Origin of the sequence: Cellulomonas carbonis (genome assembly GCF_014636275.1) — a bacterium.
Lineage (GTDB): Bacteria > Actinomycetota > Actinomycetes > Actinomycetales > Cellulomonadaceae > Actinotalea > Actinotalea carbonis.
In genome coordinates, this window is record NZ_BMEB01000001.1 from 482895 (window position 1) to 500139 (window position 17245).

Consider the following 17245-nt stretch of genomic DNA (forward strand, 5'->3'; position numbering starts at 1 on the left):
CGCGATGACGACAGCACCCCTGTTCGGCACGGTCCTGGTCGCGAACCGCGGCGAGATCGCGTGCCGCGTCATCAGGACGCTGCGGCGCCTGGGCATCCGCTCGGTCGCCGTCCACAGCGACGCCGACGCCGACGCGCCGCACGTCCGGGCGGCCGACGTCGCGGTGCGCATCGGGCCGGCAGCGGCCGAGCACAGCTACCTGGACGTCGACGCCGTCGTCGACGCCGCGCTGCGGACGGGCGCCGACGCGGTGCACCCCGGCTACGGGTTCCTCGCCGAGAGCCCCGCGCTCGCGCTCGCGTGCGAGCGGGCCGGCGTGGTGCTCGTCGGCCCCGGGCTCCGCGCGCTCGAGGTCATGGGCGACAAGATCCGCGCCCGCACGCACGTCGCCACCGCCGGCGTCCCGGTGCTCCCGGGCACCCAGCGGCAAGGGATGACGGACGACGAGCTCGTCGAGGCGGCGACAGCGGTCGGCTTCCCGCTGCTCGTCAAGCCCTCGGCGGGTGGGGGCGGCAAGGGCATGGAGGTCGTGCGGGACCCCGCGGACCTGCCGGCCGCACTCGTCGCCGCGCGACGCGTCGCCCGCGCGGCGTTCGGCGACGACGACCTGCTGCTGGAACGGTTCGTCGAGCGTCCCCGCCACGTCGAGATCCAGGTCCTCGGCGACGTGCACGGCACCGTCGTGCACCTCGGCGAGCGCGAGTGCTCGCTCCAGCGGCGCCATCAGAAGGTCGTCGAGGAGGCCCCGTCGCCTCTCCTGGGGCCCGAGGACCGCGAGCGCCTCGGCGAGCTCGCGTGCACCGTCGCGCGCAGCGTCGGCTACGTGGGCGCGGGCACCGTCGAGCTGCTCGTCGCGGACGACGACCCGACGCAGGCGTGGTTCATGGAGATGAACACGCGGCTCCAGGTCGAGCACCCGGTCACCGAGCTCGTCACGGGCGTGGACCTCGTCGAGTGCCAGCTCGTGGTCGCGGCCGGCCGGCCCGTCCCGGTCGCACAGGGCGACGTGCGCCTGGTCGGCCACGCGGTCGAGGCCCGGCTGTACGCGGAGGACCCGGCACGCGGGTTCCTGCCGACGACCGGGACGGTGCTGGCGCTCGCCGAGGCGGCGGGCGACGGCGTCCGGGTCGACAGCGGGCTGCGCGCGGGCCTCGTCGTCGGCGCGCACTACGACCCGATGCTCGCCAAGGTCGTCGCGTGGGGCGCGGACCGCGCCCAGGCCCTGGACCGGCTCGACGCCGCGCTCGCCGCGACCACGGTCCTCGGTGTCCGCACCAACCTCGAGGTCCTGCGCGTGCTCGTGGGCGACGGCGACGTGCGCGCGGGACGCCTCGACACCGGGCTCGTCGAGCGGCGCCTCGACGGCCTCGAGCTCGCGCCGCCCACCGACGCGCACCTCGCGGCCGCGGCGCTGCTCACGTGCGCGGCGTCGGCGCCGCACGACCCGTGGCGGTGCGACGGCTGGCGCCCGGGCGGCCGGGCGGCGCGCACCCTCGCGGTCGCGTCCGGGCCCGACCACCGCACGTCCGTGCGCGTCTCCGGCACGGCCGGGGCGGCCGAGGTCGCGATCGGCGACGGCGACCCGGTGCCCGCGTCGCTGCACCTCGACGGCACGCGGGGCGGGCTCACCCTGGGGGGCGTGACCCGTCCGGTGCACGTCGCGCTCGACGGCTCGACCGCGTGGGTCGCGCTCGACGGCGCCACGCACGCGCTGACCGTGGCGGGCCCGCTCGACGAGCGCCGGGTGCGCGACCGTGCCGACGACGGGCCCGGCGTCCCCGAGGCCCGCTCCCCCATGCCCGGCACGGTCGTCGCGGTCGACGTCACCGACGGCGACGTCGTGCGCACCGGGCAGGCACTCCTGACGGTCGAGGCCATGAAGATGGAGCACCGGGTCCTCGCCCCGTCCGACGGCGTCGTCACTCTCACGGTCAGACCGGCCGACCGGGTGGCGCTCGACCAGGTGGTGGCCACCGTCACCGCCGAGGCCCACGAGAGGACACCCGCATGATCGACCAGCTCACCGACGAGCAGCGCCGACTCCGCGACCAGGTGAGGGAGTTCGCCGACGAGGTCGTCGCCCCCGCGGCCTACGAGTACGACACGCGACGCGAGCTGCCCTACGACATCATCGCGACGATGGGCGAGATGGGCCTCTTCGGCCTGCCCTTCCCCGAGGAGTACGGCGGTCAGGGCAAGGACTACGTGTCGCTGTGCCTCGCCGTCGAGCAGCTCGCGCGGGCGGACCAGTCCATCGCCGTGACGCTCGAGGCGGGCGTCGGGCTCGGCGCCATGCCGATCTTCCGACGCGGGACCGAGGCGCAGAAGAAGGAGTGGCTGCCCGCGCTCGCACGCGGCGAGGCGCTCGCCGGGTTCGCGCTCACCGAGGCCGGTGCCGGCTCGGACGCGGGCAGCACCCGGACGACCGCGCGCCTCGAGGACGGCGAGTGGGTCGTCGACGGGTCCAAGCAGTTCATCACCAACTCCGGGTCGGCGATCACGAGCCTCGTCACGGTCACCGCCGTCACGGGTGAGAGCCGCCGCCCCGACGGCACCGTGAAGAAGGAGCTCAGCGCGATCATCGTGCCGTCGGGCACCCCGGGCTTCACCGTCGGCCCCAGCTACGACAAGGTCGGCTGGCACACCTCGGACACGCACCCGCTCGAGTTCGACGGCGTGCGGGTGCCCGAGGAGAACCTGCTCGGCGAGCGCGGCCGCGGCTACGCGGACTTCCTCACCTACCTCGACGAGGGCCGCGTCGCGTTCGCGGCCCTGTGCACCGGCGCGGCGCAGGGCTGCCTCGAGGAGGCGATGCGGTGGGCGCACGGACGTCACGTCTTCGGCCGGCCGATCGGGACCAACCAGCACATCGGCTTCACCCTCGCCCGGATGCAGGCCCGGGTGCACGCCGCCCGGCTCGCGACCTACGAGGCCGCCCACAAGATCGTCGCGGGAGTGCCGTTCAAGATGGACGCGAGCATCGCGAAGCTCGTCTCGAGCGAGGCCGCGATGGCCAACGCGCGCGACGCGTCGCAGATCTTCGGCGGGTACGGCTTCCTCAACGAGAACCCCGTGGCCCGGCACTACCGCGACGCGAAGGTGCTCGAGGTCGGCGAGGGCACGACCGAGGTCCAGCTGATGATCATCGCCCGTGAGCTGGGCTTCGCGGAGGGGGTCGCGTGAAGGACGTCGAGCAGCGGGGGCTCTGGTACGAGGAGCTCGAGCCCGGGACGCGGTACCTCCACCGCCCCGGGCGCACCCTCACCGAGGCGGACAACGTCCTGTTCACGACGCTGACGATGAACACCCAGGCCCTGCACCTCGACGCGGCCTGGGCGGCGGACCAGTCGTGGGGCCAGCGCCTCGTCAACTCGATGCTCACGCTCGCGACGATGGTCGGGCAGTCCGTCGGCCAGCTCACGCAGGGCACGATCGTCGCGAACCTCGGCTTCGGCGAGGTGGCCTTCCCGCACCCGCTGTTCCACGGCGACACCCTGTACTCCGAGACCGTCGTGGCGGCGAAGCGTCTCTCCGCGTCGCGTCCCGGCGAGGGCGTCGTCTCGCTCGAGCACACCGGGCGCAACCAGGACGGCACGGTCGTGGCGACCGCGACCCGGACGGTCCTCGTGCGCTGCCGGGACGCGCCGTGACCGAGCCCGGGGCGCCGCCGGGCCCCGCCGTGCCCGGTCCGGCGCTGCCCGGTCCGGCGCTGCTCTTCTGCCCGGGCGACCGGCCGGACCGCTTCGCCAAGGCCGCGGACCGGTCCGACACCGTCGTCCTCGACCTCGAGGACGCGGTCGCACCCGACAGCAAGGCTGCGGCCCGCGAGGCCGTCGCCGCGAGCGGGCTCGACCCAGGCCGGACCGTGGTCCGGGTCAACGCGACCGAGCCGGACCGTGCGCTGGACCTCGCCGCGCTCGCCGCGACGTCGTACCGCACCGTCATGGTGCCCAAGTGCTCGGGACCGCGGGACGTCGCGGCGGTGCTCGAGGTGCTGCCCGACGCGCGGGTCTGCGCGCTGGTGGAGACCGCGGCAGGCGTGCTCGCCGCGTCGTCGGTCGCCGCCGCCGACGGCGTCGTGGCCCTCATGTGGGGCGCCGAGGACCTCGTGGCGTCCCTCGGCGGGACCTCGAGCAGGACGCCCGACGGGCGGTACCGCGACGTCGCGCGCCACGCGCGCTCGGTTGTCCTCCTCGCGGCCCGGGCGCACGGGCGCGCGGCGGTGGACGCGGTCCACCTCGACGTCGACGACGTCGACGGGCTCGAGGCCGAGGTGCGGGACGCCGTCGCGTCCGGGTTCACCGCGACCGCGTGCATCCACCCGTCCCAGGTCGCCGTCGTCCGGCGCGCCTACCGTCCCGACGACGCCGAGGTGGTGTGGGCCCGCGACGTGCTCGAGGCGGCGCGCTCGCACGGCGCGGAGCACGGCGGCGTGTTCCGCCACGACGGCCGGATGGTCGACGGGCCGGTGCTCCGCCACGCGGAGGAGGTCCTCCGGCGGGCTCGCTGACGGGCCGTCAGCGTGCGGCGGGGGCAGCGCGGCGGGAGCGGCGACGGCCCGACGGCGGGCCCGCGGGGTGCACGCATGGACGCGGTCAGCGCACGAGGCGCAGGACGAGCGCGGCCGACGCTGCGTCCGGGTCGTCGTCGTCGACCGTCGCGAGCAGCGTGAGGGACGCCCGCGTGACCGCGACCGGCGCGAGACCCTCGACCTTCGGCACGTGGCCGCGCACGTGCGGCAGCGGCGCGCTCGCCACGACCCGGTCATCCTCGAGCACCACGAGCGCGGCCCCCACGACTGGCCCGTCGTGCCGCGGGTCGTCGGTGTCCTCGGCCGCGACGCTCACCACGACCTGGTCGCCGACGCGGACGGCGTCCGTCACGGCGAGCCCCACCCCGTCGACCTCGCCGAGGTCGTAGCGCCGCGGCGAGCCGAGCCCGACCCCGGCCGGGTCCGTCCGCCCCAGCACGGCCGCGGCGAGGCCTCGCGCGTCGACGTCGACGCTGCGGGTCGGGTCGCCCGCCCCGGGCACCCCGCGGTGGAACCAGCGCACGACGTCGCCGACACGGCACGCGCCCTCGAGGTTGAGGAGCTCCCGGTCGAGCCGCAGCAGGTCGGCCACACGGTCGTAGAGCGTCGCGAGCTCGGCCACGACCGCACGCCCCGACGCGTCGACGACGGCGCCCCGCGTGCGCGCGTCCGACGAGCCGGACCCGAGGAGCAGCACGCCGTCACGCCCGTCGACCTCGCAGCCGAGTGCCGCCTCGAGGTCCGGCTTCAGCCGCTTGGTGCCGAGCGACTCCTCGAAGGTGTCGAGCCCGTGGACCGGGGGCAGGACGCGGACGCGTTCGACCGCGTGCGGCAGGACCCAGGCCGCGAACGTGGCGTCGTCCTGCGCGACGAGCCAGCCGTCCCCCAGGCGCGCGACCGCCGACGCCGCCCGGACCGGGACGCCGTCCGTGAAACGCAGGCCGCGCTCCTCGAGCACCTCGACGCGCACACGCACCTCCGTCCGCCGACGCCGTCACGGTAGACCGGACGCCGCGCGGGCACCCGCCCAGCGCTCAGGCGGTCACGGCCGGGGTGCGCCACAGCGCGGCGGCGGCCGCCAGCGCCAGCACGCCCCCGCCCGCCGTCATGACGAGCCCCGGCCCGGGCGCCCAGCCGGCGGTGCCGACGAGGCCGAGGACGTGGACGACCTGCCACAGCGGGAGGCCGACGCCCACGGCGCCCACGACCGCGCCGTGGACCGCGGCGACCCGGCGGTGCGGCACGAGTCCACCGGCGAGGGCGAGCACCCCGGCGTAGAGCGTCCACACCCCCGGCCCGCGCATCCCCGCCACGGGCCCGGCGGCGGTCATGAGCCACGGGAGAAGCGCACCCACCACGAGCATCGCCGCCGCGCCGAGGAGCCGCGCCTGCCCCGCGGGTCGGCGGCGACCGGCCGGCCTCGGCGTCCTCGGCGTCATGGGGGGTGACTCTAGGCACGTCGACCGCCACGCGACCAGGGCACGAGCGGGCCGGCTCAACGACCCGAGCCGATTTGTTCACCGCCTGGACTGTGATCTTGACCACATCCGGCCCGGCTGCTTGCATGTCCGCTTCGGCCCTCCGCGACGGGGCGGAGAGCCACCGACCCCCGGGGGAGGGGTGGATGGACGCTGTCCAGCGCCGCGCCTACTGGCGCCGCAACCTCAGGCTCATGGCCGTGCTCCTGACGATCTGGGCGCTCGTCTCGTTCGGGGCCGGGATCGTCCTCGTCGACGTGCTCAACACCGTCTCGTTCCTCGACGTGCCGCTCGGCTTCTGGTTCGCCCAGCAGGGCTCGATCATCACGTTCGTCGTGCTCATCGCCGTCTACGTGTGGCGCATGGACCGGCTCGACGCCGAGTTCGGGATCACCGAGTACGAGGAGGAGGTGCACCACTCGTGAGCCCGGTGCAGCTGTGGACCCTCGTCTTCGTCGGCGTGACGTTCTCGCTCTACATCTGGATCGCGTACCGGAGCCGCGTCAGCACGACGTCCGGCTTCTACGTGGCCGGCGGCGGCATCCCCGCGCCCGCGAACGGCGCCGCGATCGCCGCGGACTGGATGAGCGCGGCGTCGTTCATCTCGATGGCGGGCCTGATCGCGTTCGGGCAGAACGGGTACGCCGGGTCGGTCTACCTCATGGGCTGGACCGGCGGGTACGTGCTGCTCGCGCTCCTGCTCGCGCCCTACCTGCGCAAGTTCGGCAAGTACACCGTGCCGGACTTCGTGGGCGACCGGTACTCCGAGACGGCGCGGCTCGTCGCGGTCGTGTGCGCGATCACGGTGTCGTTCGTCTACGTCGCCGGCCAGATGTCCGGCGTCGGCGTCGTCTTCCAGCGCTTCCTCGGCGTCGGCACCACGACGGGCGTCCTGATCGGCATGGTCATCGTGTTCTTCTACGCGGTGCTCGGCGGGATGAAGGGCATCACCTGGACGCAGGTCGCGCAGTACAGCGTGCTGATCGTCGCGTACCTCATCCCGGCGGTCGCGATCTCGCTCCAGCTCACCGGGATCCCGGTGCCGCAGGTCAGCTTCGGCCAGATCCTCGCCGAGCTGAACGGGCTCCAGGAGGACCTCGGCATCGCGGCCTACACCGAGGCGTTCACGCAGACGAACATGCTCAACATGGTGCTCATCACGGGCGCGCTCATGTTCGGCACCGCGGGTCTCCCCCACGTCATCGTGCGGTTCTACACCGCACGCAACGTGCGCGCGGCGCGCTACTCGGCGCTCTGGGCGCTGTTCTTCATCTCCCTGCTGTACACGACGGCGCCCGCGATCGGCGCGTTCTCCAAGCTCAACGTGCTTCAGCAGCTCTCGGGCACTCCCGTCGCCGACGTCCCGTCCTGGTACACGTCGTGGAGCGAGGTCGGCCTCATCGCGCACGACGACGCGAACGGCGACGGCGTCATCGACATCGGCGCGGCGGGGAGCAGCGAGCTCGTCATCAACAACGACATCGTCGTCCTCGCGACGCCCGAGATCGCGGGCCTGCCCGCGCCGATCGTCGGCCTCGTCGCGGCGGGCGGACTCGCCGCCGCGCTGTCGACCGCGTCGGGCCTCCTGCTGGTCATCTCGTCATCGGTCGCGAACGACGTGTACTTCAAGCGCATCAACCCGCGTGCCACCGAGGCGCGGCAGCTCGGCGTCGGCCGGATCGCGATGGCCGGTGCGATCGTGCTGGCCGGCTACCTGGGCATCAACCCGCCGGGCTTCGTCGCGCAGGTCGTGGCGCTCGCCTTCGGGCTCGCCGCGGCGAGCTTCTTCCCCGTGCTCGTGCTCGGCATCTTCTGGAAGCGCTGCACCGCGGCGGGCGCGACGGCGGGCATGCTCGCGGGCCTCGTCACGACGCTCGCGTACCAGCTGTGGACCATCGACATCTACGGCAACAGCGCGGGCATCCTCGGGATCGCCGAGACGGGCTTCGGGACCGTCGGCATGATCATCAACTTCGTCGTGACGATCCTCGTCTCGCAGGTGACCGAGAAGCCGACGCCGCTTATGCAGCAGCTCGTCGAGGACGTCCGCTACCCCGGGCGCACGCAGCTGGTCGCGGCGCACGCGTCGGGCGAGATCGAGGACGACGCGCTGCACGGCGAGCACCACCCGCACCACCGGCACGCCGACCACCACGGCGGCGGCGAGCCGGACCGCGCGGCGCCCGGCGAGCCGCGCCGCGCCGCCCGGGAGGAGTGACGGGCGTCGCGGGGCGGGCACCTCGAGCAGGGCCCGCCCCGCGACGCAGTCGGCGTCGGGCCCCGCGGCCCGTCCGTGCCTGGAGGCGGTCGATCATCTCCGACGCCCAAGGGTCCGGGAGCGGCTGGAGCGGTGCGTCGTCCGTCATGGCCCCAGCGTGCGACACGGCTGTGCGCGCCCGGCGACCCGTGACGCCCGGCCCCTCCCCCGTTCAGCATGCTGAGGAACGGCACGGGACGTACCGTCATGACCATGAACCAGCCGGCCGAGCTCCAGTCGTCCTCGATCGAGGAGGATGCCGGCCTGCCGACGGCGCGCCCGCCCGAGCGCTACGCGCTCGTGCGACGCTGGGTCCTCGACTCGTCCGCCGAGCTGCGCGACTTCCGCGCGGGCCTCCGGCACGAGATCAACGAGCGTGCGCGCGAGGACGCCGAGCGCCCCCTGATGCCCGTCGCCGAACGCATGGTGCTCGTCGCGTCGGAGCTCGCGACGAACGCCATCGAGCACGGCCGGCCGCCCACCACGGTCGAGCTGCGCCAGGACGGCCACGACTTCCTGCTCGCCGTCACCGACAACGACACCTCGACCGAGCCACGGGTCGCGGGGACGCGCGCGCCCGGCGCCGGCGGGTTCGGGCTCCAGGTGGCGCGCCGGCTCGCCGTGGACGTGGGGTGGTACCGGACCGCGGCCGAGAAGGTGGTCTGGGCCGAGTTCGGCGGCTGAGCCCGGCGGCCCCTCGCCGTCAGGGGTCCAGGAGCGACGCGCGCCGCCGTCCGTGCACGGCGGCCGAGAGGATCGCCTCGATCGCGAACGCCGAAGCGTGGGGCAGGTCGACGCGCCCGGGCTCGAGGAGCCACTGCACCTGGAGGCCGTCCATCACGGCGAGGACCGCGGCCGCGGCGGCGTCGACGTCCCGGTCCGGCGGCGGGTCGTCGTCCGCGCACACCTCGCGCAGCGCGTCCGCGACCAGGCCACGCAGGGTCGTGTAGCGCTCGCGGAAGTAGTCCTTCCCGGGGTGGCCGTCGGTGACGGCCTCGGCCGACAGCACGGTGTAGGTCTGCACGAGGCCGGGTCGACCGGCGTTGCGTCGCGCGGTCGCGACGAGGTGCCGGAAGAGCTCGAGGCCACCCGGCACGTGCGCGTCCTCCAGCTGCTCGACGTCCGTGCGGTCGCGGAACGCGAGGACCTCCAGCAGGAGCTGGTCCTTCGACCCGAAGTGGTGGAGCACCCCGGTGTGGGTGATGCCCACCTGGTCCGCGATCTCGGCGAGGGACCCGTTCTTGTAACCACGGTTGCCGAACGTCGCCGTCGCCGCGCGCAGGATCTCCTCACGCTTGCGCACCGTCGTCTCGCGCGGTCGCTGCGGGCGCCGGACCGCACGTCGTTCCATGAGCACCAGACTAGTTGGGGGTTGCTGATCGGTCGGTGACCACGCCGCCCGCACGCGAGTGCCACCACTGGAGCGCCCCGAACGTCGCGACGACCGACGACGTCACGACGACGGCGGCCCACCCACCCGTCGAGAACCGCCGGCCCGCGGCGGCGAGCAGGGCGCCGCTCGCCACGACCCAGCCGGTGTCGAGAGCGGCGAGCGCGCGGGCCGTCCGCGCGGTGATCGGGCTGCGACCGAGGAGCACGAGCAGGGCGGCGTTGGCACGCACCACCCGGCCCAGCGGCCCCGTCCCGCGGCGCCGTCCCGCGCGCCGCTTGCGGGGCGAGGGCCGCCCCGTCGTGACGTGGTGGTCCAGGTCGGCGAGCGTCCGCCGGCCGAGGCGGTGGGTCAGGTACGCGAGGACCGGCCCGGCGAGGCGACCGGCCCCCGCGAGCTCGACCTGCGTGGTCATCGACGCCAGGCACCGGTCGGGCCCGAGGCGCGTCACGGACCAGGTGGAGCGGGCCTCGCGGACGACGCCGGGCGTCCCGCCACCGGCGCGGTACGTCAGGGACATCCGCTCGTCGTCGTAGTCGAGGAGCTCCTCACGGACCCCGTCGAACCCGGGCGTGGTCACCGAGCACGCCCGTCCGGCGCAGGGCGCGCCCCGAGGAACGGCGTCCGGACGCCCCACCGACTGCACGGCCGCCGAGCGGACCACCTCGCTCGCCCACGCGCCGACGTCGGCGAACCCCGGACCGACGACGCGCCACACCGCGTCGGCCGGTGCGTCGATCTGCCGGGTGCGTGTGATCCTCATGGCGCCGTCCTCCCTCTGGCATCTGCTGGCGAGGTCAGCGAAGCGGCGCGTCGCGCGGCGCGTCGATTCCCCGGCAGGGAATGGCGGAGGCTCCTCGCGGGCCGGGACACTGCACCCATGGCTCAGGTCGACGTCGCCCCGTTCTCGGTGAGCCTGCGCGAGTGGCGCGGTCACCGCCGCCTGAGCCAGCTCCAGCTCGCGACCGCAGCCGCGACGACGTCACGCCACCTGTCCTTCCTCGAGACGGGCCGCTCCCGACCGACCCGGACGATGGTCCTGCGCCTCGCAGCGGCGCTCGACCTGCCGCTGCGCGCGCGCAACGACCTGCTCATGACAGCCGGGTTCGCCCCCGCGTTCCCGCGCTCCGACCTCGGCACCGCCGAGCTGGCGCCGTTCCGCGACGCGATCGACCGGCTCCTGGCGCAGCACGAGCCCTTCCCCGCGTTCGTCGTCGACGGGCGCTGGGACGTCGTGGACGCCAACGCCGCGGCACGTCGCCTTCTCGTCGGCGGCGAGCGCAACCTCGTCCGCCTCGTGTACGGCGGCACGTGGCAGCCGCTGCTCGACAACTGGTCGGCACTCGCCCCCGCCGGCGTACGACGTCTCGAGGCGGAGCTCCAGCGGCACCCGGGAGACACCCGCCTGCGTGAGCTCCTCGCGCACGCCCGCGCCGCGTGCGACGGCGACGAGGCGCCCGACGAGGCATCCGACGAGCTCGTGCTGTGCCCGCACTTCCGGTTCGGCGACACCGTGGTGCGCACGCTGAGCGTGGTCGCGCGCTTCGGCTCGGCGCGCGACGTGACGCTCGACGAGCTGCGCGTGGAGCTCGTCTTCCCGGCCGACGACGACGCCGACGCGTTCTTCCGCTCGGCGGCGATGTCACAGTCGGCGGCCGGTGACGCACTCATCTCGGTGGACGGGTCATCCGGACCCGTCCCCCACCGAGAGGACACGACATGACCGCCATCGAGCTCGCCCGCTTCACCGTCCGACCCGACGACGCCGACGAGATGCTCGCGCGGCGCCCCGCCATGGCGGCGGCCCTGCGCGACGTGCCCGGCTTCGTCGGCCTGCGCCTGGTCCGGCTCGACGAGCGCACCTGGCTCGACGTCGTCGAGTGGACCGACCTCGCCTCGGCCCTCGCCGCCCAGCAGGACGTCATGGGCCTGCCGGCGTGCGCGGCCGTCTTCGAGCTCATCGAGGAGGTCGTGGGCATGGAGCACGGCGAGGTCGTGGCCGGCTCGCACGTGAGCACGACGGCGCAGGAGCCCGTCCGTGCCTGACCACTCGACGCCGTCGGACGACCGCCTGCGCGCCCTGCTCGCGCAGGCGGTCGACGGGGACGTGGACGCGATGACCGAGCTCTGCCGGCACCTGCAGCACGTCGTCTACCGGCTCGCGCTGCGGTTCTTCTCCTCGCGGGAGGACGCGGAGGACGTCACGCAGGAGATCCTGCTCAAGGTGGTCACGCACCTCAGCGCGTACGAGGGCCGCGCGAAGGTGACCACGTGGGTCTACACGATCGCGTCGCGTCACCTGCTCGCCACGCGCCGCCGAGCGGTCGAGGACAGCGTCCGCGGACCGCAGGCCTTCGCTGAGTGGATCGACCGCAACATGGCGTCCGAGGAGCCCGACGTGGCCGACCAGGCCGAGTACGAGGCGCTGTGCGGGGAGGTCCGGATCGCGTGCACCTACGGGATGCTCCTGTGCCTGAGCCGGGACCTGCGGATCACCTACCTCCTCGGGGACCTCGTCGGGCTGCCGGACACCGAGGGCGCGGAAGCGCTGGAGATCAGCCCGGCCGCCTACCGGCAGCGGCTCGCACGCGCACGCCGCACGATGCGCGGGATCATCGCCGGCCGGTGCGGGCTCGTCCGCGCCGAGAACCCGTGCCGGTGCAGCCGGCAGGTCGACTCCAGCATCCGCTACGGGATCCTCGACCCCGCTCGTCGGGACTGGGCCGGACACCCGGGCGTCGACGCCCCGATCCCCGCCACGACGGTCCGCCGTGCCGCCGACCAGCTGGACCTCGCCGAGGCGTTGGCCGAGGTCTACCGGACGGACCCCACCTTCCTCGCGCCCGACGGCGTGCTGCACCGTCTGCGGACGGCGTGCCCCGACCTGCTCGGCGCGTGAGGGCGGCCCACGTCCCGCACCGGCCGGAGGTCGGGCGGCATCCGACGGTCAGTCGGGGGTGGCGTGGTCGGGGCAGTCCACCCGGAGCTCCGCGTCGGCGAACGCCGCGTCCACGAATGCGCAGTGGTGCCGCAGCTCGCCGTCGTGCGCGTCGGGGCGGAAGAACCGGCAGGTGGGGCACATGCGCGACACGGGGATGGCCCTGCGCTCCTGCAGGACACCCATCATGGCGACCGCCGACCGGAGGACCGCGCCGCGGTCCTCGGCCCCCAGGACGCCGGTCGCCTCGGCCAGCTCGACCGGGACCTGCACGAGGCGCCGGTACTCGGTCCGCCCAGCATCGGTGAGGCGCAGCGACACCGCCCGGGCGTCGTCCGCGTCGCGGCCTCGGGTGAGCAGGTCCTTGGCGGCGAGGGCACGGACCGCGTCGCTCACCGTGGGCGCGGTCGAGGCCAGCGCCCGCACGACGTCGGTCTGACGTCGCGGCCGGTCGTCGCCGCCCAGGAACGTCACGATGTCGGCCTGCAGCGGGGTGAGACCGTGCGGGCCGGCGTTGCGCCAGGCCCCGAGCCGGATGGCCTGACCGAGCCGGGACAGGGCCAGCAGGAGCTGGTCGGTGGGTGGGAGCCCCGGCACCGGTGCGGCCCCCTGGGCGGCGCTCGGGCCGCGCGCCGTCGACCGATCCCCCGCCGGGGTCTCCGCCACCGGGACCCCCGGCGGGCCGTCCTGCGCACCGCCGTCGGGCTCGTGCCTGCCGTCGTCCATGGGCCTCTCCTTCGTCGGTTGACACCCTATGGCACTGCCAACTAGTTTCACCGTCGCCAGTCTAGTTAGGACTGCCAAATAACGGAGGAAACCATGACCAGTCGCCGATCCGTCCTCGCCACCCTGTCGATCGGCGCCGTCGCCGTCACCGCGGTCGGTGTCGCCGTCGGACCCGCCCTCGCGTCGAGTGGCCGAGACGCGCGCATCTCCGCCACCAAGGACCAGGGCGTGGCCGCCGACGCGGACCTCGTCGAGACGTCCGTCCGTCGGGAGGGAGACGGGCTCGTCTTCCGCCACCGCGTCACCGGCACGGCCGGTGCCACGACGCCGGAGCCCATCGGTTCCTTCGCCGGGAGCGCGGTCCAGTCCTACGTCTGGCCGACGTCGCTCGACCCGGCCACGGTCGGGTTCGCCGACGGGTCGGGAGTCCTCGCCCTCGCCGCCACGAGCCACCCCGACTTCGACGACACGCCCCGGCAGGACGAGGACGGCAACGGCGCGACGGACGACGACGGGGTCGTGTGGCACGCCCACTGGGTGGTCCTCGTGCCGGACGACAGCCGTGGCGACGGCGCCCTGATGGTCAGGGGCATCCCCGAGGGAGAGGAGCCCGACGTCCCCGCGACGTGGCCCGGTGTGCCGCTGCTCCTCGACAGCCCCGGGTACGACGTCGACCTGCACGGCCCCGTCGTGCGGATCGACGTCCCGCTCGACGCCGTCGCGTTCCCCGAGACGTTCTCGTTCGACGGCGTGACCGCCGCGCTGCGGGTGAACGCCGACCTGCACGACCCGCTCCTGCGCGTGGAGGACGTGCTCGACATCGCCTCCGGCGACCTGAGCATGCCGGGAGTGGCCCACACCCGCTGACCTCACGCGCGGCCGCCGACTGAGGCGGCTCACGGACCGGTGCCGCTCGCTCCCTCGCGGGCCGGCACCGGTCCGAGCTGCTGCCCCGGGGCGCCACGTCGTGGGTCGGTGGCTACGTTGAGGTGATGAGCGTCGCACCCTCCCCCGAGGAGATCTACGAGCGCGCCGAGAAGGAGGGCGAGCGCCGGCTGTCCATGTCGCTGCTGGAGACGGTGTCGACCGCCTTCATCGCGGGGGTGACGATCGTCTTCGGCATCGTCGGCCTCGGGGTCGCCGCGGCACTCGTGGAGCCGGCGCTGGGTCGAGAGCTCGGCTCGCTCGCCGGGGCGCTGGCGTTCGGCATCGGAATCGTCTTCCTCGTCGTCGGCAGGACGGAGCTGTTCAGCGAGAACCTGTTCGACCCGGTCGCTGCCGCGGTCCGCCGGCCAGGCAGGAAGGTGTGGGGCCGGCTCGTGTGGCTGTGGGTCCTGGTGCTCGTCCTCAACCTGGTCGGCGGTGCCGTCCTGCTCGCGGTCATGCTCGTCGAGGGAGCCCTGCCGGCGGGATCCGGCGCGGTGCTCGACCGTGTCGCGGAGGAGGTCGCGGCCAAGAGCCCCCTGGCGACCCTCGCCCGTGCGGTGCTGGCGGGGGCCCTCGTCGCACTGCTCTCCTACCTGCTCAACGCGGTCGACAGCGTCGCCGCGAGGGTCCTCGTCGCGTACATGGTCGGGGTGTTCCTCGCCCTCGGACCGTTCGACCACGTCGTCGTGTCGGCGCTGCACCTGCTGTTCGGCATCTGGAGCTCTGGTGTCGTCGGGTACGGGGACCTCTGGGCGAACCTCGGACTCTCCACGCTCGGCAACGTCGTCGGGGGCCTGCTGCTCATCACGTTCACGCACACGGCACAAGTCAAGGGCGCCTGAGCTGTGGGACCTCGGCGTCCATGGTCGCCGAGGACGTGTGCCGGGCCGTGCACGGGCTGGGGACGCGGGCATGGGGGCGTGTGTCATGCTCCCCTGAACGTCCACGACAACCAGAAGGGCCGTCCCGCCTCAGCGGAACGGCCCTCTGACCTGCTCTTTCACTGTCGGGATGACAGGATTTGAACCTGCGACCCCTTGACCCCCAGCGAGCGCTCCCCCGCTTCCAAGCGCCGCTCCGAGTCGCGTATTCGCAGGTCAGTGTCCATTTCCGCCCACAGGCGTCCATCTTTGCCCACCGCGAGAGTGCCTGGTTAGGCACCCCGCGAACGGCGGTGGGCCACATGGTCCGGATACAACGCGAGCGCGGCGACGGCGCGATCTACTACGAGGCCGCCCGCCGCCGCTGGGTTGGGCAAGTCGACCTCGGGGTCTCTGCCGATGGCCGACGCCGCCGGCCCAAGGTCGTCGGCAAGACCCGGCAGGAGGTCAAGGACAAGTTGGCCGCGCTGGTCGAGGCCAACCGGCAGGGCATCGACGTCCGCTCCCGTCACGTGACCTTCGACGAGGTCGCGAACCTGTGGCTCTCCCGCGATGTCGAGGGGCACGTGTCCTACGGGACGCTGGCCAACTACGCGACCCTGCTGCACGGCCGGATCTCATGTGCCATCGGACGCACCCCAGTCGGTCAAGTCCCCGGACGTGGTGTGTGACGGCTGCCGCGTGATCTTCGGGTTCAGGCGCTGAGCGTCGGGAGCTGGGTGGAGTTCACCTCCTGCGGTTGGGGGACGGCGGTGAGCCGGGATCGGCCCAGGACGTCCAGGGCGAGGTAGCGGCGTCCTTCGGCCCATTCGTCGTGCTGCTCGGCCAGGACGGCGCCGACGAGGCGGATGATCGAGGTGCGGTCCGGGAAGATCCCCACGACGTCGGTGCGCCGGCGGATCTCGCGGTTGAGGCGCTCGTTGGGGTTGTTGGACCAGATCTGCCGTCAGACCTCCTTGGGGAACCCGGTGAACGCCAGGACATCGGCCCGGGCGGCTTCGAGGTGGTCCGCGACGGCGGGGAGCTTGTCGGCGACGGCGTCCAGGAGCCGGTCGAACTGGGCGTGGACCGCGTCGACGTCGACCTGGTCGTAGACGCTGTGCAGCATCGTCTTGACCCACGGCCACGAGCTCTTCGGGCAGGTCGACATCAGGTTCGCCGCGTAGTGGGTGCGGCACCGTTGCCAGGTCGCGCCGGGCAGGGTCGCGCCGATCGCGGCGACCAACCCGGAGTGCGCGTCGGAGGTCACCAGCTTCACCCCGGTCAGGCCGCGGGCGGTCAGGTCACGAAAGAACGTCAACCACCCCGCGCCGTCCTCGGCCGTGGACACGTCGATCCCGAGGATCTCGCGGTGCCCGTCGGCGTTGACCCCGGTCGCGACCATCACCGCGATGTTGACCACCCGCCCGCCCTCGCGGACCTTGACCGTGAGGGCGTCGGCGGCGACGAACGTGTAGGGGCCGGCGTCGAGCGGTCGGGTCCGGAACGCCGCCACCTGCTCGTCCAGGTCGGCCGCCATCCGGGAGACCTGCGACTTCGACAGCCGGGTGATGCCCAAGGACTCGACGAGCTTGTCCATCCGCCGGGTCGAGACGCCAAGGAGGTAGCAGGTCGCGACGACGCTGGTCAGGGCTGCTTCGGCCCGTCGGCGCCGTTCCAGCAACCAGTCCGGGAAGTAGGTCCCGGCGCGCAGCTTGGGGATCGCCACGTCCATCGTGCCGACCCTCGTGTCGAAGTCGCGGTGCCGATAGCCGTTGCGGGTGTTGGTCCGCTCCGGGGTCCGGGCGCCGTACTCCGCGCCGCAGATCGCGTCGGCCTCGGCGCCCATCAGGGTGTCGATGAAGACGCCCAGCAGCTCACGAAGCAGATCCGGGGAAGCCGCACTCAGGTGCTCGTGCAAGAAGCGGGCAGGGTCCAGACTGGGTCCAGCGGTCATCGCGGGTCCTTCTCTCGAGTCGACTTGGTAGGTCTCTCGAAGAATCACGCGGTGACCGCCTACACGTCTACGACGACGCCCCGATCAAGGCCGGGCTCGCACACCACTCTGCGGGACGCCACTCCCCAGGTCTCGCAGCGGCGCGCGACCGACATCGAGAAGATGCTGCTGGACCTACAGG

18 protein-coding genes and 1 pseudogene are annotated in these 17245 nt (G+C 73.7%); 13 read left to right on the forward strand and 6 right to left on the reverse strand.

Features of this window, described 5'->3' with window-relative positions:
• Positions 1-4 precede the first annotated feature (4 nt).
• From IEV86_RS02190 to IEV86_RS02205, 4 genes are read left to right on the forward strand one after another with little or no spacing between them, the layout of a single operon-like run.
• The gene (locus IEV86_RS02190) at positions 5-2011 is read left to right on the forward strand and encodes an acetyl/propionyl/methylcrotonyl-CoA carboxylase subunit alpha (RefSeq protein ID WP_188484532.1); all 2007 of its coding nucleotides are present in this window, start codon (positions 5-7) and stop codon (positions 2009-2011) included.
• Entirely contained in the window at positions 2008-3183 is a 1176-nt protein-coding gene (locus IEV86_RS02195) for an acyl-CoA dehydrogenase family protein (protein WP_043608383.1), read from the forward strand. The genes IEV86_RS02190 and IEV86_RS02195 overlap by 4 nt, the downstream gene beginning before the upstream one ends.
• Positions 3180-3650: a MaoC family dehydratase gene (locus IEV86_RS02200; protein ID WP_043608382.1), complete on the forward strand. Its 471-nt coding sequence runs from the start codon at positions 3180-3182 to the stop codon at positions 3648-3650. Before IEV86_RS02195 ends, IEV86_RS02200 begins: the two co-directional genes overlap by 4 nt.
• A complete protein-coding gene (locus IEV86_RS02205) occupies positions 3647-4510 on the forward strand; it encodes an HpcH/HpaI aldolase/citrate lyase family protein (protein WP_272913608.1) in 864 nt (287 codons plus the stop codon). Before IEV86_RS02200 ends, IEV86_RS02205 begins: the two co-directional genes overlap by 4 nt.
• A gap of 85 nt (positions 4511-4595) precedes the next feature.
• On the opposite strand, the gene IEV86_RS02210 is transcribed toward IEV86_RS02205, so the two are convergent.
• Both IEV86_RS02210 and IEV86_RS02215 read right to left on the reverse strand, forming a co-directional pair.
• Positions 4596-5501: a DUF6910 family protein gene (locus IEV86_RS02210; protein ID WP_043608381.1), complete on the reverse strand. Its 906-nt coding sequence runs from the start codon at positions 5499-5501 to the stop codon at positions 4596-4598.
• A gap of 64 nt (positions 5502-5565) precedes the next feature.
• Positions 5566-5970: a hypothetical protein gene (locus IEV86_RS02215; RefSeq protein ID WP_043608380.1), complete on the reverse strand. Its 405-nt coding sequence runs from the start codon at positions 5968-5970 to the stop codon at positions 5566-5568.
• Positions 5971-6155: 185 nt separating this feature from the next.
• Here IEV86_RS02215 and IEV86_RS02220 point away from each other — a divergent pair, with 185 nt between their 5' ends.
• The 3 genes from IEV86_RS02220 (at position 6156) to IEV86_RS02230 (ending at position 8950) form a co-directional block, all read left to right on the forward strand.
• Entirely contained in the window at positions 6156-6434 is a 279-nt protein-coding gene (locus IEV86_RS02220) for a DUF4212 domain-containing protein (protein ID WP_043608379.1), read from the forward strand.
• Complete coding sequence (locus IEV86_RS02225; RefSeq protein WP_081978861.1) at positions 6431-8227, forward strand: sodium:solute symporter family protein; 1797 nt, start codon at positions 6431-6433, stop codon at positions 8225-8227. Before IEV86_RS02220 ends, IEV86_RS02225 begins: the two co-directional genes overlap by 4 nt.
• Before the next feature lie 252 nt (positions 8228-8479).
• Complete coding sequence (locus IEV86_RS02230) at positions 8480-8950, forward strand: ATP-binding protein (RefSeq protein WP_202595190.1); 471 nt, start codon at positions 8480-8482, stop codon at positions 8948-8950.
• A gap of 19 nt (positions 8951-8969) precedes the next feature.
• Here the strand turns inward: IEV86_RS02230 and IEV86_RS02235 are convergent, their stop codons facing one another.
• Together IEV86_RS02235 and IEV86_RS02240 are read right to left on the reverse strand one after the other, a co-directional pair.
• The gene (locus IEV86_RS02235; protein ID WP_043608387.1) at positions 8970-9617 is read right to left on the reverse strand and encodes a TetR/AcrR family transcriptional regulator; all 648 of its coding nucleotides are present in this window, start codon (positions 9615-9617) and stop codon (positions 8970-8972) included.
• Positions 9618-9627: 10 nt separating this feature from the next.
• Complete coding sequence (locus IEV86_RS02240) at positions 9628-10419, reverse strand: SRPBCC family protein (protein WP_043608376.1); 792 nt, start codon at positions 10417-10419, stop codon at positions 9628-9630.
• Positions 10420-10536: 117 nt separating this feature from the next.
• Here IEV86_RS02240 and IEV86_RS02245 point away from each other — a divergent pair, with 117 nt between their 5' ends.
• From IEV86_RS02245 to IEV86_RS02255, 3 genes are read left to right on the forward strand one after another with little or no spacing between them, the layout of a single operon-like run.
• Entirely contained in the window at positions 10537-11379 is an 843-nt protein-coding gene (locus IEV86_RS02245; RefSeq protein ID WP_052426413.1) for a helix-turn-helix domain-containing protein, read from the forward strand.
• Positions 11376-11702, forward strand: coding sequence for an antibiotic biosynthesis monooxygenase family protein (locus tag IEV86_RS02250; protein WP_043608372.1), 327 nt, complete (start codon positions 11376-11378; stop codon positions 11700-11702). The genes IEV86_RS02245 and IEV86_RS02250 overlap by 4 nt, the downstream gene beginning before the upstream one ends.
• Complete coding sequence (locus IEV86_RS02255) at positions 11695-12555, forward strand: RNA polymerase sigma factor (protein WP_043608369.1); 861 nt, start codon at positions 11695-11697, stop codon at positions 12553-12555. Before IEV86_RS02250 ends, IEV86_RS02255 begins: the two co-directional genes overlap by 8 nt.
• Positions 12556-12603: 48 nt before the next feature.
• Here IEV86_RS02255 and IEV86_RS02260 read toward each other — a convergent pair whose 3' ends face one another.
• Entirely contained in the window at positions 12604-13320 is a 717-nt protein-coding gene (locus tag IEV86_RS02260; protein WP_052426412.1) for a MarR family winged helix-turn-helix transcriptional regulator, read from the reverse strand.
• Between the two features lie 93 nt (positions 13321-13413).
• Here IEV86_RS02260 and IEV86_RS02265 point away from each other — a divergent pair, with 93 nt between their 5' ends.
• The 3 genes from IEV86_RS02265 (at position 13414) to IEV86_RS02275 (ending at position 15799) form a co-directional block, all read left to right on the forward strand.
• Entirely contained in the window at positions 13414-14187 is a 774-nt protein-coding gene (locus tag IEV86_RS02265) for a hypothetical protein (protein ID WP_052426411.1), read from the forward strand.
• Between the two features lie 125 nt (positions 14188-14312).
• Positions 14313-15089, forward strand: coding sequence for a formate/nitrite transporter family protein (locus IEV86_RS02270; protein ID WP_043608365.1), 777 nt, complete (start codon positions 14313-14315; stop codon positions 15087-15089).
• A 332-nt stretch (positions 15090-15421) separates the two neighbouring features.
• Entirely contained in the window at positions 15422-15799 is a 378-nt protein-coding gene (locus IEV86_RS02275; protein WP_152605702.1) for a hypothetical protein, read from the forward strand.
• 23 nt (positions 15800-15822) lie between these two features.
• Here the strand turns inward: IEV86_RS02275 and IEV86_RS02280 are convergent.
• A pseudogene (locus tag IEV86_RS02280) lies at positions 15823-17064 on the reverse strand (IS256 family transposase).
• Between the last annotated feature and the right edge of the window lie 181 nt (positions 17065-17245).